General features: G+C 71.4%; 26 protein-coding genes and 1 riboswitch. Of the genes, 21 read left to right on the forward strand and 5 right to left on the reverse strand.

Going from position 1 to position 23,376, the window contains the following annotated elements; genetic code table 11:
- Positions 1-52 precede the first annotated feature (52 nt).
- The 3 genes from coaBC to QSK31_RS16555 all read left to right on the forward strand — a co-directional run bounded on the left by coaBC (position 53) and on the right by QSK31_RS16555 (position 4,634).
- Positions 53-1,258, forward strand: a complete 1,206-nt coding sequence (gene coaBC, locus QSK31_RS16545) for a bifunctional phosphopantothenoylcysteine decarboxylase/phosphopantothenate--cysteine ligase CoaBC (protein WP_502872969.1) — start codon at positions 53-55, stop codon at positions 1,256-1,258.
- 63 nt (positions 1,259-1,321) lie between these two features.
- Entirely contained in the window at positions 1,322-2,512 is a 1,191-nt protein-coding gene (metK, locus tag QSK31_RS16550) for a methionine adenosyltransferase (protein WP_285684844.1), read from the forward strand.
- Positions 2,513-2,720: 208 nt separating this feature from the next.
- Positions 2,721-4,634 carry a primosomal protein N' gene (locus tag QSK31_RS16555; RefSeq protein ID WP_285684963.1) on the forward strand — a complete coding sequence of 638 codons (1,914 nt, stop codon included), beginning with the start codon at positions 2,721-2,723 and terminating at the stop codon, positions 4,632-4,634.
- Positions 4,635-4,748: 114 nt separating this feature from the next.
- Here the strand turns inward: QSK31_RS16555 and QSK31_RS16560 are convergent, their stop codons facing one another.
- A complete protein-coding gene (locus QSK31_RS16560) occupies positions 4,749-4,976 on the reverse strand; it encodes a hypothetical protein (RefSeq protein ID WP_285684846.1) in 228 nt (75 codons plus the stop codon).
- A 562-nt stretch (positions 4,977-5,538) separates the two neighbouring features.
- Here QSK31_RS16560 and def point away from each other — a divergent pair.
- The 4 genes from def to QSK31_RS16580 are packed head-to-tail and all read left to right on the forward strand — an operon-like array spanning position 5,539 to position 9,186.
- Entirely contained in the window at positions 5,539-6,096 is a 558-nt protein-coding gene (gene def, locus QSK31_RS16565) for a peptide deformylase (RefSeq protein ID WP_285684848.1), read from the forward strand.
- A 2-nt stretch (positions 6,097-6,098) separates the two neighbouring features.
- Positions 6,099-7,025 carry a methionyl-tRNA formyltransferase gene (gene fmt, locus QSK31_RS16570; protein ID WP_285684850.1) on the forward strand — a complete coding sequence of 309 codons (927 nt, stop codon included), beginning with the start codon at positions 6,099-6,101 and terminating at the stop codon, positions 7,023-7,025.
- Positions 7,022-8,515 (forward strand): RsmB/NOP family class I SAM-dependent RNA methyltransferase, encoded by a 1,494-nt coding sequence (locus QSK31_RS16575; RefSeq protein WP_285684852.1) that lies wholly within the window; start codon positions 7,022-7,024, stop codon positions 8,513-8,515. The genes fmt and QSK31_RS16575 overlap by 4 nt, the downstream gene beginning before the upstream one ends.
- 47 nt (positions 8,516-8,562) lie before the next feature.
- The gene (locus QSK31_RS16580; protein ID WP_285684853.1) at positions 8,563-9,186 is read left to right on the forward strand and encodes a sulfotransferase family protein; all 624 of its coding nucleotides are present in this window, start codon (positions 8,563-8,565) and stop codon (positions 9,184-9,186) included.
- On the opposite strand, the gene QSK31_RS16585 is transcribed toward QSK31_RS16580, so the two are convergent.
- On the reverse strand, positions 9,163-10,050 hold the full coding sequence (locus QSK31_RS16585; protein ID WP_285684854.1) for a septum formation family protein: 888 nt from the start codon (positions 10,048-10,050) through the stop codon (positions 9,163-9,165). The genes QSK31_RS16580 and QSK31_RS16585 overlap by 24 nt on opposite strands.
- A 102-nt stretch (positions 10,051-10,152) precedes the next feature.
- Between QSK31_RS16585 and rpe the strand changes: the two genes are divergently transcribed.
- The 6 genes from rpe (at position 10,153) to ribH (ending at position 15,615) form a co-directional block, all read left to right on the forward strand.
- Entirely contained in the window at positions 10,153-10,830 is a 678-nt protein-coding gene (rpe, locus tag QSK31_RS16590; protein ID WP_285684965.1) for a ribulose-phosphate 3-epimerase, read from the forward strand.
- Positions 10,827-11,849 carry a GGDEF domain-containing response regulator gene (locus QSK31_RS16595; RefSeq protein WP_285684855.1) on the forward strand — a complete coding sequence of 341 codons (1,023 nt, stop codon included), beginning with the start codon at positions 10,827-10,829 and terminating at the stop codon, positions 11,847-11,849. The genes rpe and QSK31_RS16595 overlap by 4 nt, the downstream gene beginning before the upstream one ends.
- 60 nt (positions 11,850-11,909) lie before the next feature.
- Positions 11,910-12,089: riboswitch (FMN riboswitch) on the forward strand.
- A 119-nt stretch (positions 12,090-12,208) separates the two neighbouring features.
- Positions 12,209-13,252, forward strand: coding sequence for a bifunctional diaminohydroxyphosphoribosylaminopyrimidine deaminase/5-amino-6-(5-phosphoribosylamino)uracil reductase RibD (gene ribD / locus QSK31_RS16600; RefSeq protein WP_285684856.1), 1,044 nt, complete (start codon positions 12,209-12,211; stop codon positions 13,250-13,252).
- On the forward strand, positions 13,252-13,878 hold the full coding sequence (locus tag QSK31_RS16605; protein WP_285684858.1) for a riboflavin synthase: 627 nt from the start codon (positions 13,252-13,254) through the stop codon (positions 13,876-13,878). Before ribD ends, QSK31_RS16605 begins: the two co-directional genes overlap by 1 nt.
- Positions 13,868-15,073: a bifunctional 3,4-dihydroxy-2-butanone-4-phosphate synthase/GTP cyclohydrolase II gene (locus QSK31_RS16610; RefSeq protein ID WP_285684859.1), complete on the forward strand. Its 1,206-nt coding sequence runs from the start codon at positions 13,868-13,870 to the stop codon at positions 15,071-15,073. Before QSK31_RS16605 ends, QSK31_RS16610 begins: the two co-directional genes overlap by 11 nt.
- A 71-nt stretch (positions 15,074-15,144) precedes the next feature.
- A complete protein-coding gene (gene ribH, locus QSK31_RS16615; protein WP_285684860.1) occupies positions 15,145-15,615 on the forward strand; it encodes a 6,7-dimethyl-8-ribityllumazine synthase in 471 nt (156 codons plus the stop codon).
- 13 nt (positions 15,616-15,628) lie between these two features.
- Here ribH and QSK31_RS16620 read toward each other — a convergent pair whose 3' ends face one another.
- Genes QSK31_RS16620 through QSK31_RS16630 form a run of 3 tightly spaced genes read right to left on the reverse strand, consistent with a single transcriptional unit; the run spans position 15,629 to position 18,074 of the window.
- A complete protein-coding gene (locus tag QSK31_RS16620; protein WP_285684861.1) occupies positions 15,629-16,369 on the reverse strand; it encodes an amino acid ABC transporter ATP-binding protein in 741 nt (246 codons plus the stop codon).
- Positions 16,369-17,202, reverse strand: a complete 834-nt coding sequence (locus QSK31_RS16625; protein ID WP_285684862.1) for an amino acid ABC transporter permease — start codon at positions 17,200-17,202, stop codon at positions 16,369-16,371. Before QSK31_RS16625 ends, QSK31_RS16620 begins: the two co-directional genes overlap by 1 nt.
- Positions 17,199-18,074 (reverse strand): ABC transporter substrate-binding protein, encoded by an 876-nt coding sequence (locus tag QSK31_RS16630; protein ID WP_285684863.1) that lies wholly within the window; start codon positions 18,072-18,074, stop codon positions 17,199-17,201. The genes QSK31_RS16625 and QSK31_RS16630 overlap by 4 nt, the downstream gene beginning before the upstream one ends.
- Positions 18,075-18,152: 78 nt before the next feature.
- On the opposite strand from QSK31_RS16630, the gene QSK31_RS16635 reads away from it, so the two are divergent.
- The 8 genes from QSK31_RS16635 (at position 18,153) to QSK31_RS16670 (ending at position 23,328) form a co-directional block, all read left to right on the forward strand.
- Positions 18,153-18,416 carry a phosphoribosyl-ATP diphosphatase gene (locus QSK31_RS16635; RefSeq protein WP_285684864.1) on the forward strand — a complete coding sequence of 88 codons (264 nt, stop codon included), beginning with the start codon at positions 18,153-18,155 and terminating at the stop codon, positions 18,414-18,416.
- Positions 18,417-18,460: 44 nt separating this feature from the next.
- The gene (gene hisG, locus QSK31_RS16640) at positions 18,461-19,303 is read left to right on the forward strand and encodes an ATP phosphoribosyltransferase (RefSeq protein ID WP_285684865.1); all 843 of its coding nucleotides are present in this window, start codon (positions 18,461-18,463) and stop codon (positions 19,301-19,303) included.
- Positions 19,303-19,752: a PH domain-containing protein gene (locus QSK31_RS16645; RefSeq protein WP_285684868.1), complete on the forward strand. Its 450-nt coding sequence runs from the start codon at positions 19,303-19,305 to the stop codon at positions 19,750-19,752. The genes hisG and QSK31_RS16645 overlap by 1 nt, the downstream gene beginning before the upstream one ends.
- Positions 19,753-20,073: 321 nt before the next feature.
- Positions 20,074-20,688 carry a translation initiation factor IF-3 gene (gene infC, locus QSK31_RS16650; protein WP_285684869.1) on the forward strand — a complete coding sequence of 205 codons (615 nt, stop codon included), beginning with the start codon at positions 20,074-20,076 and terminating at the stop codon, positions 20,686-20,688.
- A gap of 43 nt (positions 20,689-20,731) precedes the next feature.
- Complete coding sequence (gene rpmI, locus QSK31_RS16655) at positions 20,732-20,926, forward strand: 50S ribosomal protein L35 (RefSeq protein WP_285684870.1); 195 nt, start codon at positions 20,732-20,734, stop codon at positions 20,924-20,926.
- 45 nt (positions 20,927-20,971) lie between these two features.
- The gene (gene rplT, locus QSK31_RS16660) at positions 20,972-21,364 is read left to right on the forward strand and encodes a 50S ribosomal protein L20 (RefSeq protein WP_285684871.1); all 393 of its coding nucleotides are present in this window, start codon (positions 20,972-20,974) and stop codon (positions 21,362-21,364) included.
- Between the two features lie 31 nt (positions 21,365-21,395).
- Entirely contained in the window at positions 21,396-22,205 is an 810-nt protein-coding gene (locus QSK31_RS16665; protein ID WP_285684966.1) for a TrmH family RNA methyltransferase, read from the forward strand.
- 1 nt (position 22,206) lies between these two features.
- Complete coding sequence (locus QSK31_RS16670) at positions 22,207-23,328, forward strand: alcohol dehydrogenase catalytic domain-containing protein (protein ID WP_285684872.1); 1,122 nt, start codon at positions 22,207-22,209, stop codon at positions 23,326-23,328.
- The last annotated feature ends 48 nt before the right edge of the window (positions 23,329-23,376 follow it).

Genomic DNA, 23,376 nt, shown 5'->3' on the forward strand with positions numbered 1-23,376 from the left:
CCTGCGTCCCGCATAGTGGACGCGGGGCCATTTCGTTATGGGGGCGTTAGTAGTGACCGATGTTGTACTCGGCGTGTGCGGCGGCATCGCCGCGTACAAGGCCTGTGAACTGGTCCGGCTCTTCACCGAGAGCGGGCACCGGGTCCGCGTCGTGCCGACCGCCGCGGCTCTGAAATTCGTCGGCGAGCCAACCTGGGCCGCGCTCTCCGGGCAACCGGTCGCCACCGAGGTCTGGCAGGACGTCCACGAGGTGCCGCACGTCCGCATCGGCCGGCACGCCGACCTGCTCGTGATCGCCCCGGCCACCGCCGACATGCTGGCCAGGGCGGCTCACGGTCTCGCCGACGACCTGCTCACGAACACGCTGCTCACGGCCACCTGCCCGATCGTCTGGGCGCCCGCGATGCACACCGAGATGTGGGAGAACCCGGCCACCCGCGCCAACGTGGCCACCCTCCGCGAGCGTGGTCACCTGGTGATCGAGCCCGCGGTCGGCCGGCTGACCGGAGCGGACACCGGCAAGGGCCGGCTTCCGGAAGCCACCGAGATTTTCGAGATCGCCCGCCGCGCGCTGGCCGGCCGGCCCCGTGATCTGCACGGCCGGCACGTGGTGGTGACCGCCGGGGGCACCCGTGAGCCGCTCGACCCGGTGCGGTTCCTCGGCAACAGATCATCAGGCAAGCAGGGGTACGCCTTCGCGCGTACCGCGGTGGCCCGTGGGGCGCGCGTCACACTGATCGCGGCGAACGTCACACTGCCGGATCCGGCGGGGGTGGATGTGATCCGCGTCGCCACCACCGAGGAGCTGCGTAAGGCCACCGTCGAGGCGTTCGTGGACGCGGACGCCGTGGTCATGGCGGCGGCGCCCGCCGACTTCCGGCCGGCCACCGCGGCCGTACAGAAGATCAAGAAAAGTGACGACGGCGCCGTGCCCACCATCGAACTGGTCGTCAACCCGGACATAGCGGCCGAACTCGGTGCGGCCAAGAGCCCAGGTCAGCTGCTGATCGCGTTCGCGGCGGAGACCCACGACGCGATCGGCAACGCCCGTGCGAAACTCGTCCGGAAACGAGCCGACCTGATCGTTGTCAACGAGGTCGGCACCGACCTGGTCTTCGGATCGGACGCGAACACCGTCACCATCCTCGATGCCGCCGGAACCGTCGCCGAACTGGGCGAGCTCCCCAAGGACGAGGTGGCCGACGCCGTCTGGGACGAGGTCACGAAACGGCTGGTCGTCCCCGGTGGGACGGCATGACACACACGACGCGGCGGTGACTACACTTCCGCGGAACATTGTTCGACGAATCTGAGGAGCACCGTGGCACGCCGCCTGTTCACCTCCGAGTCGGTCACGGAAGGCCACCCGGACAAGATCGCTGACCAGATCAGCGACGGCATTCTCGATGCGCTGCTGGCGCAGGACCCGCGCAGCCGCGTGGCGGTCGAAACGCTGATCACCACCGGCCAGGTACACGTCGCCGGTGAGGTGACCACGCAGGCGTACGCGGACATCCCCAGCATCGTCCGCGAGACGATCTTGAAGATCGGTTACGACTCGTCGAAGAAGGGGTTCGACGGCGCCTCCTGCGGCGTCAGCGTCTCCATCGGCTCGCAGTCGCCCGACATCGCCCAGGGCGTGGACAGCGCGGTCGAACTCCGCGACGGCGGCTCCGAACACGTGCTCGACGCCCAGGGCGCCGGTGACCAGGGCATGATGTTCGGCTTCGCCTGCTCGGAGACCCCCGAGCTGATGCCGCTGCCGATCGCGCTCGCGCACCGCCTCGCCCGGCGGCTGTCCGCGGCCCGCAAGGACGGCACCATCCCCTACCTGCGGCCCGACGGCAAGACCCAGGTCACCATCGAGTACGACGGGCTCCGTCCGGTCCGCCTCGACACGGTCGTCGTCTCGTCGCAGCACGCCGCGGACATCTCGCTGGAGTCGCTGCTCACCCCCGACGTCCGCGAGCACGTGATCGCCCCCGAGCTGGAGGGTCTCGGCCTCGACACCGAGGGCTACCGGCTCCTGGTCAACCCCACCGGTCGTTTCGAGATCGGTGGCCCGATGGGTGACGCCGGCCTGACCGGTCGCAAGATCATTGTTGACACGTACGGCGGGTACGCCCGCCACGGTGGTGGCGCGTTCTCGGGCAAGGATCCGTCCAAGGTGGACCGCTCCGCGGCGTACGCGATGCGGTGGGTGGCCAAGAACGTGGTGGCGGCCGGTCTCGCCGAGCGCTGCGAGACGCAGGTGGCGTACGCGATCGGCAAGGCCCACCCGGTCTCGCTGTTCGTGGAGACCTTCGGTACGGAGAACGTGCCGGTGGAGCGGATCGAGAAGGCCATCAACGAGGTGTTCGATCTTCGTCCGGCCGCGATCATCCGTGATCTGGACCTGATGCGCCCGATCTACCAGCAGACCGCCGCGTACGGTCACTTCGGCCGGGAGCTGCCGGAGCTGCTGTGGGAGAACACGGACCGCGCCCAGGACCTGAAGAACGCCGCTGCCTGACAACACGGACACAAGGGGCGCCTCGTCATCCGGCGAGGTGCCCCTTTTCGCTGCGCCTCTTCTCTCCGAGCCCGTCGCTGTCGAGCCGCTTCCGGTTGAACCGCTTTCTGTCGTACCGCCGCGAGAGAATCCTTCCGTGGAAGTTCCGGGGAAAAAGCCTTCGGGGAAGGCCGCGAAGCCACGGCGCGAGCCGGCGGCGCGGCTGCCCGTGGCGCGCGTCTGCGTCGAGGTGCCGCTGCCCCACCTGGACCGCCCCTTCGACTACCTGGTCGCCGCCGGCGACGACGAGGCGGCGCAGCCCGGCGTCCGGGTCCGGGTGCGCTTCGCCGGCCAGTTGATGAGCGGTCTCCTGCTGGAGCGGGCCGAAACGTCGGCGCACGAGGGCAAGCTGGCGTTCCTCGATCGGGTGGTTTCCGCCGAGCGCATCCTCGACCCCGAGGTCGCGCGCCTGGCCCGCGCCGTCGCCGACCGCTACGCCGGCAACCTGTCGGACGTCCTGCGCCTCGCCGTCCCGCCGCGCCACGCCCGCGTGGAGTCGCAGACGCCGCCGCCCACGCCCGAGGGCGACATCGCCGCCGTCGCTGAGCAGGGCTGGGACGGCTACGTCGCCGGGGCGGCGTTCCTGCGGGCACTCGAGGACGGGCGGGTGGCCCGGGCCGTGTGGTCGGCGTCGCCCGGGGAGGACTGGCCCGGCCGGATAGCCGAGGCCGCCGCCGTCACGGTCCGGGGCGGGCGTGGCGTCGTGGTGCTCGTCGCCGACGCACGTGATCTCGAACGGGTGGATCTCGCCATGACGCGGGTGCTCGGCGAGGGCCGGCACGTCGCGCTGAACGCCGCCGCCGGGCCCGCCGAGCGCTACCGCCGGTTCCTCGCGGCCAGCCGGCACCAGGTGCCCGTCGTCGTCGGCACCCGCGCCGCGATGTTCGCCCCGGTCGCCGAGATCGGTCTCGTCGTCATCTGGGACGACGGCGACGACCTCTACGCCGAGCCCCGGGCGCCCTACCCGCACGCCCGCGAGGTGCTGCTGACACGGGCGCAACTGGCCGGGTGCTCGGCGCTGATCGGCGGATTCGCCCGGACGGGGGAGTCGCAGCTTCTCCTGGAGACCGGCTGGGCCAAGGAGATCATCGCCTCGCGTGACGTCCTGCGGCAGCGGGTGGCGCGCATCCAGCCCACCGGCGACGACCCGCAACTCGCCCGCGACCCCGGTGCGGCCACGGCCCGGCTGCCCAGCCTCGGCTGGCAGGCCGCCCGCGCCGCCCTGCAGGGCGGGCATCCCGTGCTGGTGCAGGTCCCGCGCCGGGGCTACCTGCCGTCGACCGCCTGCGCCGAGTGCCGCACCCCCGCGCGCTGCCCGCACTGCTCGGGCCCGCTCGGCGTCGCCGGCGCACGCGACGTCCCGACGTGCCGCTGGTGCGGCCGGGCCTCCGCCGACTACTCCTGCCCCGCCTGCGGTGGCCGCCGGCTGCGCGCCTCGATCACCGGCGCCCGGCGCACCGCAGAGGAACTCGGCCGCGCCTTCCCCGGCGTGACCATCCGCACCTCCGGCCGCGACGAGGTGCTGACCACGATCCCCGCCGAACCGGCCGTCGTGGTCGCCACCCCCGGCGCGGAACCGGTGGCCGACGAGGGCTTCGGCTGCGTCCTCCTGCTCGACACCTGGGCCCTGCTGACCCGCTCCGACCTGCGGGCCGCCGAGGAGACGATGCGCCGCTGGCTGAACGCGGCGGCCCTGGCCCGGCCCGACGGCTCGGTCATCGTGGTCGCCGACGGTTCCCTCGCCACCGTGCAGGCCCTGCTGCGCTGGGATCCGGGCTGGTTCGCCGAACGCGAACTCGCCGAACGACGCGAACTCCGCTTCCCGCCGATCGCCCGCATGGCCGGTGTGACCGGCACGGCCGACGCGGTCGCCGACTTCCTGCGGGCGGCCCGCCTCCCCGACGGCACCGAGGTCCTCGGCCCGGTCCCCGCCCCGGAGGACCAGGAACGCTTCCTGCTGCGCGTCTCCCGCGGCAAGGCCGGCGAGCTGGCACACGCTCTGCACGAGGCCGCGGCGGTCCGCAGCGCGCGCAAGGCGGCCCAGCCGGTCCGTCTCCAGATGGACCCCGGCACCCTCTTCTGACGTTCTCGGTCACGCCCGCGGGCAGCCTTCCGACCATTTTCCATGCCTGTGGACAGGCCTTCCGATCGTTTCGCCCTGCCTGTGGACAGGCACGGAAACTGTCGTACCCGCCGCCTACCGTGTCACCCACCCAGTGCCGGGGTGGGGGAGGTGGCGGTCCGCGTGTCGCGGGCCGCCGGGCGCGTCGCGCCCGCCGATCTTGTCCTCCTGGCGTTCGCGGTGGTAGCCCGGCACGAAAGTGGTGGCCCAGGGCGATTTCCGGACGCGGATGCCCGGCCGGACCGGCGCGGTCCGGCACTCGCGCGGATGGTGGTAGGACCGGCCGCTATCCAGAGCTGGCATACCGCTCCTGGCTACCACGCGCGCGGACAGCGGTAGCGCAGGGCGGTATATCGAGGCCGGATACCGCCTGGTCCTACCGTTTTCGCGTGGTCCTACCACTTGCGGCGGCTTTACCACTGCGCGCCGGGCCCGCGCCGCGAGCGGCGGCAGTCACGGCGAGTGGGCACCGCGGGCGCCTGGCTACCTGGCTCGACCCACTCCGGGCGATAGCGGCGGCAGTCACGGCGAGTGGGCACCGCGGGCGCGTGGCAACCCGGCTCGACCCCATGCCCAGCGGAAGCGACGGCAGTCATGGCGGCGACGGGCGTTCATGCCGGGGGCACGGCGGGCCTGGTTGCCGACCAGATGTCGGGTGGGAGGTGACCGGCCGTAACGCGGTCACGCTGACGAACCGTACGGATGGAAATCGCCGGCGCGGTCGTCTGAAGCTCCGGCCGCCGGAATGGGCCGAACCTGCAGAACCCCCGCGCGACCCCTGCGAAGGCTCCGGCACCTGGGGTCAGCGGGCGGGTCCGTAGACTTCCGAGGCGAACCAGCAAACCGCCCGAGGGAGTAGCGCCGCGTGACTGTCCAGCCCATCCGACTCTTCGGCGACCCGGTGTTGCGCACCGCGGCCGATCCGGTCGTCGATTTCGACAAGGAGTTGCGCGGACTCGTCAGGGATCTCCTCGAGACCATGCAGGACGAGGGGGGTGCGGGGCTGGCGGCGCCGCAGCTGGGTGTGGGGCTGCGGGTGTTCGCGTTCGACGTGGACGACGTGGTCGGGCACATCGTCAACCCGGTGTTGTCGTTCCCGGACGACGAGGAGCAGGACGGGCCGGAGGGCTGCCTGTCCATCCCGGGCATCTACATCGACACCAAGCGCCGCCAGAACGTGGTGGCCAGTGGCTTCAACGAGCACGGTGACCCGATCCAGGTGATCGGCACGGGGCTGATGGCGCGGTGTGTGCAGCACGAGACCGACCACCTGGACGGGGTGCTGTTCCTGGACCGGCTGGACTCGGCGGGGCGTAAGGAAGCCATGAAGCAGATCCGCGCGGCCGAGTGGTACGACGTGGCACGGCCGCCGGTCGTGAAGGAGAGTCCGCACAGTCGCGGGATCTTCGGGCGGGGGCGTTGAGCATGCGGCTGGTTTTCGCCGGCACTCCGGAGGTCGCTCTGCCCGCCTTGGCCGCGGTCGCCGAGTCGCGGCACGAGCTGGTCGCCGTCGTCACCCGGCCGGATGCGCCGGCCGGGCGCGGGCGTCGGCTGGTGCGGTCGCCCGTGGGGGCGTGGGCGGACGAGCGCGGCATCGAGGTGCTGACGCCGGCGCGGCCGCGGGAGCCCGAGTTTCAGGAGCGCTTGCGCGCGATCGGGCCCGATTGTGTCCCGGTGGTCGCCTACGGCGCGCTGGTGCCACCCGCCGCTCTCGAGATTCCCCGGTACGGGTGGGTGAATTTGCACTTCTCGCTGCTGCCCGCATGGCGTGGCGCCGCGCCGGTGCAGCATGCGGTGCTGCACGGCGACGAGGTGACCGGTGCCAGTGTCTTCGAGCTCGAGGCGGGGCTGGACACCGGACCGCTGTACGGGACGCTGACCGAGCGCGTGCGCCCGGTGGATACCTCGGGTGACCTGCTGGAACGGCTGGCCACCGAGGGGGCGGGCCTGCTCGTGGCGGTGCTGGACGCGATCGAGGACGGGACGGCGCGGGCTCGTCCGCAGCCGGCCGACGGCGTCTCGCTGGCGCCCAAGATCACGGTGGAGGACGCGCGCATCCGGTGGGGTGATCCGGCCTTCGGGGTGGACCGGCGGGTGCGGGCGTGCACCCCGGCGCCGGGCGCGTGGACGACGCTGCGCGGTGACCGGCTGAAGCTGGGACCGGTGCATCCGGTCGCCAACGCCGAGCCGCTGAAGCCGGGCGAGCTCCGGGTGGAGCGGACGCAGGTGCTGGCGGGTACGGCGACCACGCCGGTCGTGCTGGGCGAGGTGCGCGCGGCGGGCAAGAAGCCGATGTCCGCCTCGGACTGGGCACGGGGGCTCCGGATCGAAGCAGGGGAGACGTTCGAGTGACGGAGCACCAGGCGAATCGGCCGCACGGGTCGGGCCGGCCGCGGCGACCGGGTGGGCCCGGCTACGGCGGCGGGCGCGACCAGGGGCGCGATTCCCGGAGCGGGAGCGGTCCGCGGTCCGGTCGCCCGCCGGCGGATCCGGCGCGGCAGGCCGCGTACGAGGCGATCGCGGCGGTGCACCGCGATGACGCGTACGCCAATCTGGTCTTGAATCAGATCTTGAGCGAGATGCGGCTGTCGGGGCGGGACGCGGCGTTCGCGACCGAGCTGGCCTACGGGACGCTGCGCGCGCACGGGACGCTCGACCTGATCATCGGTTCGGCGGCCGGGCGCGAGGTGTCGCGGATCGACCCGCCGGCCCGGGACGCGTTGCGGCTGGGCGTCTACCAGCTGCTCTACACGCGGGTGCCGGCGCACGCCGCGGTGAACCAGACCGTCGACCTGACCCGGTCGGTGGCGCCGGGCGCGGCCGGGTTCGCCAACGCGGTGATGCGGGAGATCTCCGAGGGCGGCGACCTGGACGCCTGGCTGACCAAGCTGGCGCCCGGTTACGAGGAGGACCCGGTCGGGAACCTCGCGGTGCTGCACAACCACCCGCAGTGGATCATCCGGGCGTTCAACGAGGCGCTCGGCGGCGATCTTGACGACACCGCGCGGCTGCTGATCGAGGACAACCAGCCGCCGGCCGTGCACCTGTGCGCTCGGCCGGGCCGGGCCGACGCGGTCGAGCTGGCCGACGAGGTGGGTGGCGAGCCGGGGGCTTTCTCGCCGTACGCGGTCTATCTGAACGGCGGCGCGCCGGGCAACCTGGCGGCGATCCGGGACGGCCGCGCCCACGTCCAGGACGAGGGGTCGCAGCTGGTCGCCGCGGCGCTGCTGGCCGCGCCGGTCGAGGGCCAGGACACCCGATGGCTGGACCTGTGCGCCGGTCCGGGTGGCAAGGCCGGGCTGATGGGCGCGATCGCGGCCGCCCGCGGCGCCGAGGTGACCGCGGTCGAGGTGGCCGAGCACCGCGCCCGGCTGGTCGAGCAGGCCACCCAGGGCATGCCGGTGACCGTGCTGCCGATGGACGGCCGCTCGGTGGGCCGCGACCAGGACCTGCCGGAGGAGGCGTTCGACCGGGTGCTGGTGGACGCGCCGTGCACCGGGCTGGGTTCGCTGCGCCGGCGGCCGGAGTCGCGCTGGCGCCGGACGCCGGACGACCTGCCGCCGCTGACCCGGCTGCAGCGGGAGCTGCTGGTGGCGGCGCTCCGCGCGGTACGTCCCGGCGGCGTAGTGGCCTACGTCACATGCTCGCCGCACGTGGTCGAGACCCAGGTGACGGTGACCGAGGGTGCCCGGCGCAGCGGCGTCGACGTGGACTTCGTGGACGCGCGCCCGCTGCTCCCACCAGGCATGCCGCATCTCGGCCCGGGACCGACCGTGCAGCTGTGGCCGCATCGGCACGGCACCGACGCGATGTTCCTGGCCGTCCTCCGACGAACCTCCTAGGCAATGTTGAGCTTTTAGGTCGACAAAGTCTGGGTACGGTGACATCCATGGATGTCATTGGCGCGGGCTTCGGGCGGACGGGAACTCTCAGTCTCAAGGCGGCACTGGAGCAGCTGGGCATCGGCCCCTGCGCCCACATGATTCCCCTGATCGAGGACCAGGATCAGGCGCAGAAGTGGCTGGACGCCGCCGGCGGCGTGCCCGGCGCCCTCGACGCCGCGACCGAGGGCCACCGGTCCACGGTGGACTGGCCGGGCGTGTACTTCTGGCGTGAGCTGGTCGAACGTCACCCGGACGCCAAGGTCGTGCTCAGCGTGCGCGACTCCGGCGCCTGGTACGACAGCACCTGCCGGACCATCTACCCGGCCGCGATGAAGGCGCTGGACATGCCCGTGGTGCCGCCGTTCGCGCGGATGGCGCACGCCACGGTGTGGGACGGCACCTTCAAGGGCCGCTTCGCCGAGCGGGACTTCGCCATCCGGGTCTTCGAGGAGCACAACGAGGCGGTTCGCCGTGAGGTGCCCGCGGAGCGGCTGCTCGAGTTCGAGGTGAAACAGGGGTGGGCGCCGCTGTGCGACTTCCTCGGCGTGCCTGTACCGGACACCGAGTTCCCCCGATTGAACGACACGGCGACCTTCCAGGCGAGGCTATCCGGCGTAATGGATCGGTAGCTTGCCGGCGCCGGCGTCCTTGAAGGACTTCCGCATCGGATCGTCCGCCAGCCACAGGAAGCACTGCACCGACCGGATCCCGGCGGCCCACTCGCCGCGGCTCGGCGCGAACGCCAGCCAGCCCGCGCGGTACTGCAGGTTGTTGTCGTCCGGGACGCCGGTGTACTCGGCGATCGAGCTGCGGCAGCCGGTCGCCATCCGCTTGTCGCCGTCCAGCTTGTCCAGGGCCACGTCCGGGGCGTCCCACAAACCGGTGAATTCGGCGTGGTGCGGGCCGTCGCACGGCATCGGCTTCATGGCGCTCACGTTGGTGTCCTTCACCGACGGGTCGAAGCAGCGCAGCCGCAGCGGCGCCGCCCCGGTCAGCGCGCCCTTCAACGTGCCGGCGCGGCTGACCACCTTGTCCGTGCCGGGCTCGACCTGGCCCAGGTCGCAGCGGTACCAGCGGGCGCCCGCCGCCCAGCCCGCCTTGCCCGGCAGCACCGGCTGGAGGCGCAACGCGGCGGTCCGCCACTCGCCGCCGGCGAACACGTCCGCCCGCTTGGAGCACTCCGTGCCGGCCGTGGTCAGGGCCTTGTCCCGGTCGGCGCCGGCGCCGTCCGGCAGGTCGCCCACGAAGAACGTCTCGGCGACGTGCCGCTCCGCGCACTCGAACGGGGCGTACTCGCCCAGCGGCGCGTCCGCCTCCATCTTGTCGAAGCACCCGTGCGCCGCCGGTTTGAACGACTGCGGGGCGGGCGGCTCGCGCCAGTCGTCGCCCAGGTCGCCGTCGATGCCGTACGGCAGGCTCCCGCCGCACCCGCTCAGGAGCAGAAGGGCGGCCGCGGCCAGCGCAATCGTGGCCCTTCGGGCGGCGTGGATCACTACGGCAACTCCCGGCGAGAGGTGGATCGGCACGGATCAGTATTGCGGCTCGTCGCGGGTGAGCGAAGCCCGGCCGGGGGTCGCAGGTTCTACACTTCGAGCGTGGAGCCTTCGCCGATCATCGCGCCGAGCATTCTGGCCGCTGACTTCGCCCGTCTGGCCGAGGAGGTGCGCGCCGTCGAGGGTGCCGCCGACTGGGTGCATGTGGATGTCATGGACAACCATTTCGTCCCTAATCTGACGATCGGCCTGCCGGTGGTCCAGAGCCTGCGCAAAGCGACGGACATCCCGTTCGACGTGCACCTCATGATCACCGAGCCGGAGCGCTGGGCGCCGGGGTTCGCGGAGGCGGGCGCGTACAACGTGACCTTCCACGCGGAGGCCTGCGAGGACCCGTTCGCCCTGGCCAAGACGCTGCGCGCGGCGGGGGCGAAAGCGGGGCTGGCGATCGACCGGGACACCCCGGTGGAGCCTTACCTGGAGCTGCTCCCCTTTGTGGACACGCTGCTGATCATGACGATCAAGGCCGGGTTCGGCGGGCAGAAATTCATGCCGGAGATGCTGGACAAGGTCCGTGACGTGCGCCGCCGGATCACCGCGAAGGGCCTCGAGGTGCGGCTGGAGGTGGACGGCGGCATCTCGGCCGACACCATCGAGCAGGCTGCCGAGGCGGGCGCCGACGCGTTCGTCGCCGGCACGGCGGTCTACGGCGCGGACGATCCGGCCGAGGCGGTGCGCAAGCTCAGGGCCCAAGTTCTCCATTCCGGGGTACGGGCATGAGCGCGGGCGTGGTCCGGACCGAAGCCACCGACCTGCCGGGCGAGCCGGACAACCGCCCGGACACGATCCTGGTGGTCGACGATGACGACGACATCGCCGGGTTCGTCGCGTTCAACCTGAAGGTGCACGGCTTCGAGGTGGTCCGGGCCAAGGACGGCCAGGAAGCCCTGGACATGATGGAGAAGGTCCGGCCCGACCTCGCCGTCGTCGACTGGATGATGCCGGCCATGGACGGCGTCGAGCTCACCCGCCGCCTGCGCGCCGAGCCGCTGACCAGCGCCCTCCCGGTGATCATGCTGACCGCCAAGGGCCTGACCGTGGACAAGGTCGTCGGCCTCACCGCAGGCGTCGACGACTACCTGGTCAAACCGTTCGACACCGCCGAGCTCATCGCCCGGGTCTCCTCCACGCTGCGGCGCAACAAGGAGTTCCGCGAGGTGTCCCCACTGACCGGGCTGCCCGGCAACGCCCGGGTCCGGCGGGAGATCGTCGATCGGATGCGGGCCGGCGGCGACTACTCGGTCGGCTACATCGACATCGACCGGTTCAAGAGCGTCAACGACGTGTACGGCTTCGACCGCGGCGACGAGTTCATCACGGCGCTGGCCCGCAGCCTGCACCGCGCGGTGGCCACGTCCGGCCGCCCGCCGGTGTTCCTGGGGCACATCGGCGGCGACGACTTCGTCTTCATCTGCACGCCCGACCAGGTGCTCCCGCTGACCAAGCGGATGGTGGCCGACTTCGAGACCACCGCCGACCAGCTGTACGACCCGAGCGACGCCCAGCGCGGCTACATCGAGGTGCCCGACCGGCGCGGCAACAAGCAGCGGGCCGCCCTGGTCACGCTCTCCATCGGGGTGGCCGAGTCGAAGTCCGGTGGACGCCAGTTCGACGACGCGCGGGTCGTGGTGGCGGTGGCGTCCGAGATGAAGAAGGTGGCCAAGAGCCAGCCGGGGTCGTACGTGGCGATCGACCGTCGTCGCAGCAGCTCGCCCGACGAGGACACCGGCGAGATGTGACCTGCGAGACGCACCGGGTGTCAGCGGGCCGTTTTAGTGCAAGACTTCGAGATACCCACCACGCGCTGGCGGGATCGGTGAAATTCCGAACCGGCGGTGATCCTCCACGCAAGCGGAGGTAAGCCCGCGACCCGGACGTCGACTGACACTCGGCGGACGGTGGACCTGGTGAAAATCCGGGGCCGACGGTGATCGCTCGTTTGTTCGAGTGGTCGAGAGTCCGGATGGGAGACAGCGCGTCGGAGCAGGTCCGGCTTTGTCCGGCCTCGGGTACGGCCCTGCCGTACCCGTGTGTCCTGTTTCCGGTGTTTTCTCTCCCCTCTCGCGCGTGATTGATGCCGCGTTGGAGAGGGGGATCGATGATTTCCGACAGTGTTGCGATGCGCCGCGCCATCGCGCTGGCCGCTCGTGGCCTCGGCACCACACACCCCAACCCGGTGGTCGGCTGCGTGCTGCTCGACCCCGCCGGCTCGATCGTCGGCGAGGGCTTTCATGCGCGGGCCGGGGGGCCGCACGCCGAGATCGTGGCGCTGGCCGGCGCCGGGGAACGGGCGCGGGGCGCTACCGCGGTGGTCACGCTGGAGCCCTGCAACCACACCGGGCGCACCGGCCCCTGCGCGCACGCGTTGGTCGAGGCCGGGGTCCGCCGCGTGGTGATCGCCGTGGACGATCCGACCCGGCTGGCCGGCGGCGGCACGGCCACGCTGCGCGCGGCGGGCGTCGAGGTGGTCACCGGGGTGCTGCGTGACGAGGCCGAGCAGGGCAACGTCGTCTGGCTGACCGCGGTGCGCCGGGGGCGGCCCTATCTGACCTGGAAGTTCGCGGCCACGCTCGACGGGCGTTCGGCCGCCGCCGACGGCACCAGCAAGTGGATCACCTCGGCGGAGGCGCGGGCCGACGTGCACCGGCTGCGCGGCACGGTCGACGCGATCATCGCCGGTGTCGGGACGGTGCTCGCCGACGACGCGCAGCTCACGGTTCGCGGCGACTTCGACGGAGAACAACCGTTGCGGGTCGTTGTGGACTCGTCCGGGCGTACCCCGGAGACAGCGAAAGTCCGCGACGAGAGCGCGCCCACCTGGATCGCGACGGCGGCCGCGGTCGGCCGAGGACCGGACGGCCGCACCGACCTGAACGCGCTGATGACCGCGCTGTTCGACCGGGGCGTGCGGTCCGCGCTGCTGGAGGGCGGGCCGACGCTGGCCGGCGCCTTCCTCGCGGCGGGACTGGTCGACCGGGTCACCGGCTACGTCGCGCCGAAACTGCTCGGGGCGGGCGCGAACGCGCTGGCCGCCGCCGGGGTCACCACCATCGGCGAGGTCATCGATCTGGACCTCACCGACGTCACGCGGATCGGACCCGACCTGCGTCTCACCGCCACCCTCCGTCAGAAGGAGTCCTGATGTTCACCGGCATCGTCGAGGAACTGGGCGAGGTCAAGTACCTCACCGTCGCCGGAGGCGACAAGTCGATCGACGCGGGAGGCGACTCGGCCGTCATCGCCGTGCGCGGTCCCGTGGTCACCTCGGACGCGCGGCACGGCGACTCGATCTCGGTCAACGGCGTCTGCCTGACCGTGATCGACAACGTCGACGGCGTGTTCACCGCGGACGTGATGGGCGAGTCGCTGCGCCGTTCGTCGCTGGGCGCGCTGCGGCCGGGCAGCCCGGTCAACCTGGAACGCGCCGCGACCGTCGGCAGCCGGCTCGGCGGGCACCTGGTGCAGGGCCACGTCGACGGGGTCGCGCGGATCGTCGGCCGCGAGCCGGCCGCCGAGTGGGAGGTTCTGCGGTTCTCGCTGCCGGCGGAGCTTTCCCGGTACGTGGTGGAGAAGGGCTCGATCACGGTGGACGGCGTCTCGCTGACCGTGATGGCCGTCGACGCCGACTCGTTCTCGGTCGGGCTGATCCCGACCACTCTGAAGCTCACGGTGCTGGGTGCCAAGGCGATCGGCGACCCGGTGAACCTCGAGGTCGACGTGATCGCCAAGTACGTGGAGAAAATGATCGGAGACCGTCATGTTGGATGACATCGAACGGGCCATCAAGGACATCGCCGCCGGCCGGGCCGTCATCGTGGTGGATGACGAGGACCGGGAGAACGAAGGCGACCTGATCTTCGCGGCCGAGAAGGCGACGCCCGAACTGATCGCGTTCATGCGCCGGTACACCTCCGGCTACATCTGCGCGCCGATCACCGAGGCCGAGGCGGACCGGCTCGACCTGCCGCCGCAGTACCACACCAACCAGGACCGGCGGGGCACCGCGTACACCGTGACCGTGGACGCGCGGGAGAACATCGGTACCGGCATCTCGGCCGCCGACCGCGCACACACCATCCGGCTGCTGTCCGACCCGGCCACCAAGCCGTCCGACCTGTCCCGCCCGGGGCACGTGGTGCCGCTGCGCGCCAAGGCCGGCGGGGTGCTGCGGCGCCCGGGGCACACCGAGGCGGCCATCGACCTGGCCGAGCTGGCGGGGCTGCGGCCGGCGGGTGTGCTCTGCGAGATGGTCAACGACGACGGCACCATGATGCGGCTGCCCGACCTGGAGGTGTTCGCCGCCGAGCACGACGTGGCGCTGATCAGCATCGCCGGTCTGATCGAGTACCGCCGCCGGATGGAGCAGCAGGTCGAGCGGGTCGTGGAGACCCGGCTGCCGACCGAGCACGGCGAGTTCACCGCGGTCGGCTACCGCGCGCAGGTGGACGGTGGCGAGCACGTGGCGCTGGTCTTCGGCGAGCTCGGGGACGGCGAGGACGTGCTGGTCCGGGTGCATTCGGAGTGCCTGACCGGGGACGTGTTCGGGTCGGTGCGCTGCGACTGCGGGCCACAGCTGGACGTCTCCCTGGAACGGATTGTCGCGGCCGGCCGCGGGGTGGTGCTCTACATGCGCGGGCACGAGGGCCGGGGGATCGGCCTGCTGCACAAGCTGCAGGCGTACCAGTTGCAGGACCGCGGCCTGGACACCGTCGACGCCAACCTGGAGCTGGGGTTGCCGGCCGACGCCCGGGACTACGGCACCGGCGCGCAGGTCCTCTACGACCTGGGCGTGCGCTCGATGCGCCTGCTGACCAACAACCCGGCGAAACGGGCGGGGCTGGAGGGGTACGGGCTGACCGTCACCGGCCGCGAGGAGCTTCCGGTCCGGGTGCACGCCGAGAACGTGCGCTACCTGCGGACCAAGCGTGACCGGATGGGCCACCTCTTCGAGGCGCTCGGCTGAGTATCGACCGTTCCCCGGCGGCACGGATGTCGCCGGGCGGAGAATCATCGTGACTACGGAAGGGTGGCGACATGGCCGGCTTCGGTGACCCGCACTTGGAGACCGTCGAGGCGGCTGGGCTGAGGCTCGGCATCGTCGGCGCGCGCTGGCACAGCAACCTGGTGGACCACATGGTCGACCGGGCGCAGCAGGCGGCCAAGGCCTGCGGCGTGGATGACGTGATCGTGACCCGGGTGGCAGGCTCGGTCGAGCTGCCCGTCGTGGCGCAGGCACTGGCGAAGCGGTGCGACGCGGTGGTCGCGCTCGGCGTGGTGATCCGCGGCGAGACGGCGCACTTCGACTACGTCTGCGACGCGGTGACGGCCGGGCTGACCCGGGTGTCGCTGGACGCGCAGACCCCGGTGGCGCACGGCGTGCTGACCGTGGAATCGCTGGGCCAGGCCAAGGACCGGGCCGGCCTGGAGGACTCCATCGAGGACAAGGGCTGGCAGTCCACGGTGGCCGTGCTGGACGCGGCGCTGGCGATCCGCGGGCTTTCCTAGAGCCGCTCGGGGGTCAGAGGCGGCCGGCCTCGATGATGCGGGCCAGGAACTGCCTGGTCCGCGCCTCGGTCGGATCGCCCAGCACCCGCTCGGGCGGTCCCTCTTCGAGGACCCGGCCGCCGTCCAGGAACGCCACCTTGTCGGCCACCTGGCGGGCGAAGCCCATCTCGTGGGTGGCCAGCACCATGGTCATGCCGTCGGTCTTCAGGTCGCGGATCATGGTCAGCACCTCGCCGACCAGCTCCGGGTCGAGCGCGCTGGTGACCTCGTCGAGCAGCAGCAGCCGCGGGCTGTTGACCAGGGCGCGGACGATCGCGACGCGCTGCTGTTGCCCGCCGGACAGCCCATCAGGGTACGAGTCCGTCTTGTCCGACAGGCCGACCCGGCTGAGCCATTCCCGGGCCTGCTCCCGGGCTTCCTTCGACGTCCGCCGATGGACGCGGGTGGGTGCCAGGGTGATGTTGTCCAGCACGGTCATGTGTGGGAACAGGTTGTAGGACTGGAAGACCATGCCGATCTTCTGGCGTACGCGGTCGGCGTTGACGCGCGGGTCGGTGATGTCCTCGCCGTCCAGCCGGATCACTCCGTCGTCCACCTCGGTGAGCAGGTTGACGCAGCGCAGCAGGGTGGATTTGCCCGAGCCGGAGGCGCCGATCAGGGCCACCACCTGGTGCTCCTCAACCCCGAGATCCAGATCCTCGAGTACGACGGACGCGCCGAAGACCTTCCGCACCCCCGAGATCGACAGCAGCATCAGGTCCCCGCGTTCTGCCGCCGGGCGGCGCGCATCGTCACGCCGTCGGTGACCGCGATCAGGGGCAGCGCCAGCAGCACGAACAGGACCGCCGCCACGATGTACGGCGTGTAGTTGAACGTCTCGGCGGTGGAGATCTGCGCCGCGCGTACGGCGTCGATGGGCCCGGCCAGCGAGACCAGCCCGACGTCCTTCTGCAGTGCCACGGTGTCGTTGAGCAGCGGCGGCGCCACCCGGCGGACCGCCTGCGGCAGCACCACGTGGCGCATCGTCTGCCGGTAGGTCAGGCCCAGCGACCGGGCCGCCGCGAGCTGGCTGGGGTGCACCGACTCGATGCCGGCCCGGAACACCTCGGCCAGGTATGCGCCGTACGTCACCACCAGCGCCGCCCCGCCCAGCACCAGGACGCCGGGCGTGCCCTGCAGCCGCAGACCCGGGATGCCGAAGGCGAACAGGTAGATCACGATGATCAGCGGGACGCCACGGAACGTGTACGTGTAGGTGGTGGCCAGCGCCCGCGCCGGGAAGAAGACCGGGCCGCGCAGCGTACGCAGCACCGCCACGACGAGGCCGAGCGCGAGCGCCGCGACCGCGCAGACCACCAGCAGCCGGATGTTCAGCCAGAGCCCGTCGAGGATCGCGGGCACCGCGTCCGCGCCGAGCTCGAGGTTGAAGAACGCGTCCTTGACCCTGTCCCAGCCCGGCGAGCCGGTGACCGCGACGACGAGCAGGGTGCCGGTGACCGCCGTGGACAGCGCGGCCAGCAGCACGGAGCGGACCGCCCGCCGTCTCCGGTAGGCGATCCGCCCCTGCTGTAACGCGGAGGGCGTCACTTCAGTTCGGGTGCCCCGGCCGTGCCGGCCAGCCAGGTCTTCTCCAGTACCGCGAGCGTGCCGTCCTGGCGCAGCTCGTCGACCGCGTCCTTGACGCAGTCGGTCAGTGCCGAGTCCTTGTCCAGCACCAGGCCGAACTGCTCGGGGACGCCGACCTGCGGCAGCTGGCCGACGATCACGCCGTTGTCCAGCTCGGCGCCGGTCATGTAGAACGCGGTCGGCAGGTCCACCACGAGACCGTCGACGGTGCCGTTCTGCAGGGCCTTCTTGGCGTCGTCGTTGCTGTTGAAGACCTGCGCCGGCGTGCTCGGCCGGATCAACTCGTTGATCGCCTGAAGGCTGGTCGTGCCGACCTGCGCGCCGAGCTTGGCGTCCTTCAGCGCGGCGATCGTGGTGGCGCCCGCGACCTTGCTGCCCTTGGTGGTGATCACGGTCTGCCGGACCAGGTAGTACGCCGACGAGAAGTCGACCGCCTTCTTGCGCTCCGGCGTGATCGAGAACTGGTTGACGTCGAAGTCGTACGCCTTGGGGCCGGGCTGGATCGCGTTGTTGAACGGGACCTGCGTCCAGACCACGTTGGTGGCGGGGTATCCGAGCCGCTCGGCCACCTGGTACGAGACGGCGGCCTCGAAGCCCTGGCCGTTCTGCGGCTTGTTGTCCTTGAACCACGGCTCGTACGCCGGGTTGTCCGTCCCGATCGTGATCTTCCCGGAGACCTTCGTGGGCAACTGACCGGCCGGGCAGGGGTCGGCCGAGCTGGACGGGGAGGGTGCGGCGCCGGGGGTGCCCTCGTCCACCGGAGCGCAGGCGGTGAGGGCGGCGACGATGACTGCCGCGCTGCCCAGCGCGGCAAGGGTGTGACTCCTGACCATGAACGGCAGCCTAGGCCACGTCCCAGCGAGTGGGGTCGTCCGTCGCCATCCCGTAATGAGCTGCAACAATTCCCTTCCGTGAAGACGTTCGAAGAGTTGTTCGCCGAGCTTCAGGCCAAGGCGGAGCAGCGCGACCCGGGTTCCTCCACGGTCGCCGCGCTGGATCGTGGCGTGCACTACATCGGCAAGAAGGTTGTCGAGGAGGCCGCCGAGTCCTGGATGGCCGCGGAGCACGAGGGGCCGGAACGCGCCGCCGAGGAGATCTCCCAGCTGCTGTACCAGGCCCAGGTGCTGATGATCGCCACCGGGCTCGACCTGAAGGACGTCTACCGACATCTCTGATCTGTTCCTCCGACCATCCGTCCGAGTGATCAGGAGCACATCAGATGTTGCGTATCGCCATTCCCAACAAAGGCACCCTGTCCGCCCCGGCCGCGCAGATGCTGCGTGACGCCGGCTACCGCCAGCGCACCGACCCCAAGGACCTGATCTGCCGGGACGAGCCGAACGGCGTCGAGTTCTTCTACCTGCGTCCCCGGGACATCGCCACCTACGTCGGCACCGGCGACCTGGATCTCGGCATCACCGGCCGGGACCTGCTGGTCGACTCCGGCGTCCCGGCCACCGAACTGCTCGACCTGAGCTTCGGCGGCGCCACCTTCCGCTGGGCGGCGCCGTCCGGCTCGCTGGTGTCCGAGAGTGAGATCGCCGGGCGGCGCATCGCCACCGCGTACCCCGGGGTGGTCGAGCGTTATCTCGCCGACCACGGCATCGCCGCCGAGGTGGTCCGTTTGGACGGCGCCGTGGAAAATGCGGTCCGGCTCGGCGTCGCCGACCTGATCGCCGACGTCGTGGAGACCGGGGCGACGCTGCGGCAGGCCGGCCTGACGACGCTCGGCGAGCCGCTGCTGAGGTCCTCGGCCATCCTGATCGGCGGCGGCTCCGATGCCGAGACCCGTGCCGCCCAGCTGGTGCGGCGCCTCCAGGGTGTGCTGGTCGCGCGCAGCTTCGTGATGCTCGCCTACGACGTGCACACCGAGTTGCTCGACAAGGCCACCGCGCTGACCCCCGGCATCGAGTCGCCGACCGTCGCCCCGTTGCACCGCGAGGGCTGGGTGGCGGTCCAGGCGATGGTCCAGCGTGACGCCGTTCACCGCACCATGGACGAGCTCTACGATCTGGGCGCCCGCGCCATCCTGGTCACCGACATCTCGAACTGCAGGCTCTGATGCGTACGATCGAGATCGTGGTCTTCAAGCCGCGCAAGATCCGCTGGGTCGCCGCGATCATCGCCGGCGCCGTCGTCGTGCTGTTCACCGTGCTGAGCTTCGGCCTGCACGGCGCCACCGGCGACGGGCTCGGGCAGTTCCAGCGCGGTGACCAGGCCGCCATGATCGGCCTCGGCGTGCTCATCGGCCTCGGCGTGCTCGCCTTCACCAGGCCGCGGGTGTTCGCCGACGCCGAGCGGGTCCGCATCCGCAACGTGGTGGGCAACTACGACCTGCCCTGGACGGCGGTCCGCGCGGTCCGGTTCGACCGCAACTCCCCGTGGGCGACCCTCGAGTTGCACGACGACGAGACGGTCTCGGTTCACGCGTTGCAGGCGGCCGACAAGGAGTACGCGGTGGAGGGCGTTCGCGCACTCCGGGCCCTTCATACGGCCGCCGCGGGGGCCTGATAGACTTGCCCGCGAGTCGACCACGCGTGTGTCCGTTTCACTCTGGGCTCGCGCGGAAAGAGGAGCCCGCTGGTTCCCACCCGAGCTGCGTCTAGTGGCCGGGTCCGGTCAACCGTCCTCGGGAATTTCCGAGAGACGGTGTGCGTCCTCACCAGGGCGCCGATGACCGGTCGAGCGGGCCCTGGCATGCGCCGGGGCCTTCTGCTTTCCTCATCGCCCGCAACCGAGGCGGCGGGAGGCCGACCGACATTGGCATTGCCTTCGTCACAGACCGTGGCGAAGGGACCGTTCTGAGGAGGCCCCATCAGCGTCGAACCACGCGTGAACGAGCAGATCCGGGCGAGGGAAGTCCGACTGGTCGGCCCTGAGGGTGAGCAGGTGGGCATCGTCCCGCTGGAGCGCGCCCTGCAGCTGGCTGCGGACGTGGATCTGGATCTGGTCGAGGTGGCGCCGATGGCCCGCCCGCCGGTGTGCAAGCTCATGGACTTCGGGAAGTTCAAGTACGAGTCGGCACTCAAGGCGCGCGAAGCCCGGCGTAACCAGCAACAGACCGTCATCAAGGAAATGAAGCTGCGGCCGAAGATCGACCCGCATGACTACGAGACCAAGAAGGGTCACGTGGTCCGCTTCCTCAAGGCGGGCGACAAGGTCAAGGTCACGATCATGTTCCGTGGTCGTGAGCAGAGCCGCCCCGAGCTGGGCTTCCGGCTGCTTCGCCGGCTCAGCGAGGAGATCTCCGAGCTCGGCTTCGTCGAGGCCAGTCCCAAGCAGGACGGCCGCAACATGATCATGGTGTTGGCCCCGCACCGGGCCACCAAGGCTGCCGCGGCCACCGCGGCGACCGAGGCTGCGGCGAGCCGAGCTCGCCCGCCGCGTGAGGGCGATGGTGCCGGCGTCGAGCCGGTCACTGCACCGGCCGACACCACCGCAGAGTAGACAGCCTCCCCACACCCGGGGAGCACGGAAAGAGGCGTTCGAAGTGCCGAAGATGAAGAGCCACACCGGCATGGGCAAGCGGGTGCGGGTCACCGGCAAGGGCAAGATCGTCCGCGAGCAGGCCGGCAAGCGCCACCTGCTCGAGGGCAAGTCCTCCCACGTCACCCGCCGGATGACCGGCACCGTCGTGGTGGCCAAGGCCGATACCCCGCGAGTTAAGAAGCTGCTGGGCCGCTGACGCGCGCGCCACCCAACGTTTTCCTGACCTTTTAGGAGTCGAAAGATGGCACGCGTCAAGCGGGCTGTGAACGCCCAGAAGAAGCGCCGCACGCTGCTCGAGACCGCCAGTGGCTACCGTGGACAGCGCTCGCGCCTGTACCGCAAGGCCAAGGAGCAGATGCTGCACTCGATGCAGTACTCGTACCGCGACCGGCGGGACCGCAAGGGCGACTTCCGCCAGCTGTGGATCACTCGCATCAACGCCGCGGCACGGGCGAACGGGATGACCTACAACCGGCTGATCCAGGGCCTGCGCCTGGCCGAGGTCGAGGTCGACCGCAAGATCCTGGCCGACATGGCGGTCAACGACGCCGCTTCGTTCGCCGCGATCGTCGAGATCGCGCGGGCCGCGGTGGCGGCCGAGGGCACCGGCGGCGCCGCTGCCCAGGCTGCCTGAGCACCCTTTGCACGTGACAGAGGCGTCCTCCATGTCCGGCTCCGGCCGGGACGGGGGGCGCCTTTTCACGCCGCGTACCCCGCGGATCGTCGCGGCCCGCCGCCTGCAGCGCCGCCGCGACCGCGACCAGAGCGGCCGATTCCTCGCCGAGGGCCCCCAGGCCGTCGCGGCCGCCCTCGAGGCGGGGGTCGTTCTCGAGCTGTTCGGTACGCCGGGCGGGATCGCCAAGCACGCTTCGCTGGGGCATTCCTCTGTGGGCCTGGACGCGACCCCGGTGACCGAGGAGGCGCTCGCCGCGCTCTCCGAGACCGTGCACCCGCAAGGGCTGGTGGCGGTGTGCGAACAGGTCGACGTGCCGGTCTCCGCGCTCGCCGGGCGCCGGCTGACCGCGGTGCTCGCCGACATCCGCGACCCCGGCAACGCGGGCACGATCCTGCGTACGGCCGACGCGGCCGGCGCCGGGGCGGTCGTCTTCGCCGGTGACGCCGTGGATCCGTACAACGGCAAGTGCGTCCGCGCGTCGGCCGGCTCCCTCTTCCACGTCGACGTGGTCCGCTCACGGTCCGCGGTGGACGTCGTCGCCACCCTGCGCGACACCGGCGTCCGGGTGCTGGCGGCCACCGGGTACGGCGACGTCAGCCTGGACGATCTGGTCGACGACGGTTCCCTCGCCGCCCCCACCGCGTGGCTGTTCGGTTCCGAGGCCCACGGGTTGTCCCCGGAATTGCTGGCGGCCGCCGACGCGCGGGTCCGCGTACCCCTCTATGGCGGAGCCGAAAGTCTCAACCTCGCCGCGGCCGCCGCGGTCTGTCTTTACGCCTCGGCCCGGGCGCAGCGCTGACATGCGCGCCGTCGTCTACTCGTCGGTGGGTGGGCGGCCGTCGGTCGAGGCGGTGACCGACCCGGAGTGCCCCGTCGACGGGGCGATCGTCGCGGTGCGGGCCACCGGGGTGTGCCGGTCGGACTGGCACGCGTGGCGGGGGCACGATCCGGTGGCGTTGCCGCACATTCCCGGGCACGAGTTCGCCGGTGAGGTCGTGGCCGTCGGCGCGTCGGTGCGATCCTTCTCCGTCGGGGACAGGGTGACCAGCCCGTTCGTCAACGGATGCGGGACCTGCTCGTTCTGCCTCGCGGGCGACGCGCAGGTGTGTCCTTCGCAGACGCAGCCCGGGTTCACCCATCCCGGCTCGTTCGCCGAACTGGTGGCGGTGCGGGCGGCGGACACCAACCTGGTGCGGCTGCCGGACGCGCTGGAGTATCCGGCCGCGGCGGCGCTCGGGTGCCGGTTCGCCACGGCGTTCCGGGCGCTGACCGCCCATGCCCGGCTGGTCGCGGGGGAGTCGGTGGCGATCATCGGGTGCGGCGGGGTGGGACTCTCGGCCGTGATGATCGCTCGTGCCCTCGGTGCCCGCGTCCTCGCCGTCGACCCGTCCGAGGCCGCGCGGGCCCGGGCCGTCGCGGTCGGCGCCGACCGTGCCATCGACATGTCCGTCCCCTTCGACGCGGCCGTCCCCTTCGACGCGGCCGTTTCCTCGTCCGTTTCCTCGTCCGGGTCCGAGGCCTACTCGTCGGTCCTCAGCCTCTACGAGTTGTCCGGCGTCTTCGACTTCGCACCCGACGGGGTCCACGTGACGGTGGACGCGGTGGGATCCGCGGCGACGGCCGATGCCGCGGTGCGCAGCCTGCGGCGCCGGGGCCGGCACGTGCAGGTGGGGCTGATGCTCGGCGTCGACGCTGTCGCCCCGCTGCCCTGGGACCTGGTGGTGGCGCGGGAGCTTTCGGTCCACGGCTCGCACGGGATGGCCGCCGCGGACTATCCGGAGATGCTCGCGATGGTGGCCGACGGGCGTCTCGACCCGGCCGCGCTCATCGGGCGCACGATCACCCTCGACGAGGCGCCGGACGCCCTGATGGCCATGGACCAGCCGGCCACCGGCGGCGGGATGACCGTCATCAGCCTGTGAGCGTCATCGGCCTGTGAGCGTCATCGGTTTCTGAGGGTCACCGGTCTC

The organism is Actinoplanes sp. NBRC 103695 (genome assembly GCF_030269485.1).
Lineage (GTDB): Bacteria > Actinomycetota > Actinomycetes > Mycobacteriales > Micromonosporaceae > Actinoplanes.

Excerpts from the sequence above, each read along its gene's own strand:
- fmt (WP_285684850.1), top strand. The coding sequence starts at position 6,099 with ATGCGGCTGGTTTTCGCCGGCACTCCGGAGGTCGCTCTGCCCGCCTTG.
- hisG (WP_285684865.1), top strand. The coding sequence starts at position 18,461 with ATGTTGCGTATCGCCATTCCCAACAAAGGCACCCTGTCCGCCCCGGCC.
- QSK31_RS16645 (WP_285684868.1), top strand. The coding sequence starts at position 19,303 with ATGCGTACGATCGAGATCGTGGTCTTCAAGCCGCGCAAGATCCGCTGG.
- QSK31_RS16605 (WP_285684858.1), top strand. The coding sequence starts at position 13,252 with ATGTTCACCGGCATCGTCGAGGAACTGGGCGAGGTCAAGTACCTCACC.
- ribD (WP_285684856.1), top strand. The coding sequence starts at position 12,209 with ATGATTTCCGACAGTGTTGCGATGCGCCGCGCCATCGCGCTGGCCGCT.
- QSK31_RS16630 (WP_285684863.1), bottom strand. The coding sequence starts at position 18,074 with ATGGTCAGGAGTCACACCCTTGCCGCGCTGGGCAGCGCGGCAGTCATC.
- rplT (WP_285684871.1), top strand. The coding sequence starts at position 20,972 with ATGGCACGCGTCAAGCGGGCTGTGAACGCCCAGAAGAAGCGCCGCACG.
- QSK31_RS16620 (WP_285684861.1), bottom strand. The coding sequence starts at position 16,369 with ATGCTGCTGTCGATCTCGGGGGTGCGGAAGGTCTTCGGCGCGTCCGTC.
- ribH (WP_285684860.1), top strand. The coding sequence starts at position 15,145 with ATGGCCGGCTTCGGTGACCCGCACTTGGAGACCGTCGAGGCGGCTGGG.
- QSK31_RS16595 (WP_285684855.1), top strand. The coding sequence starts at position 10,827 with ATGAGCGCGGGCGTGGTCCGGACCGAAGCCACCGACCTGCCGGGCGAG.
- QSK31_RS16580 (WP_285684853.1), top strand. The coding sequence starts at position 8,563 with ATGGATGTCATTGGCGCGGGCTTCGGGCGGACGGGAACTCTCAGTCTC.
- QSK31_RS16560 (WP_285684846.1), bottom strand. The coding sequence starts at position 4,976 with ATGCCAGCTCTGGATAGCGGCCGGTCCTACCACCATCCGCGCGAGTGC.
- QSK31_RS16665 (WP_285684966.1), top strand. The coding sequence starts at position 21,396 with ATGTCCGGCTCCGGCCGGGACGGGGGGCGCCTTTTCACGCCGCGTACC.
- QSK31_RS16610 (WP_285684859.1), top strand. The coding sequence starts at position 13,868 with ATGTTGGATGACATCGAACGGGCCATCAAGGACATCGCCGCCGGCCGG.
- QSK31_RS16670 (WP_285684872.1), top strand. The coding sequence starts at position 22,207 with ATGCGCGCCGTCGTCTACTCGTCGGTGGGTGGGCGGCCGTCGGTCGAG.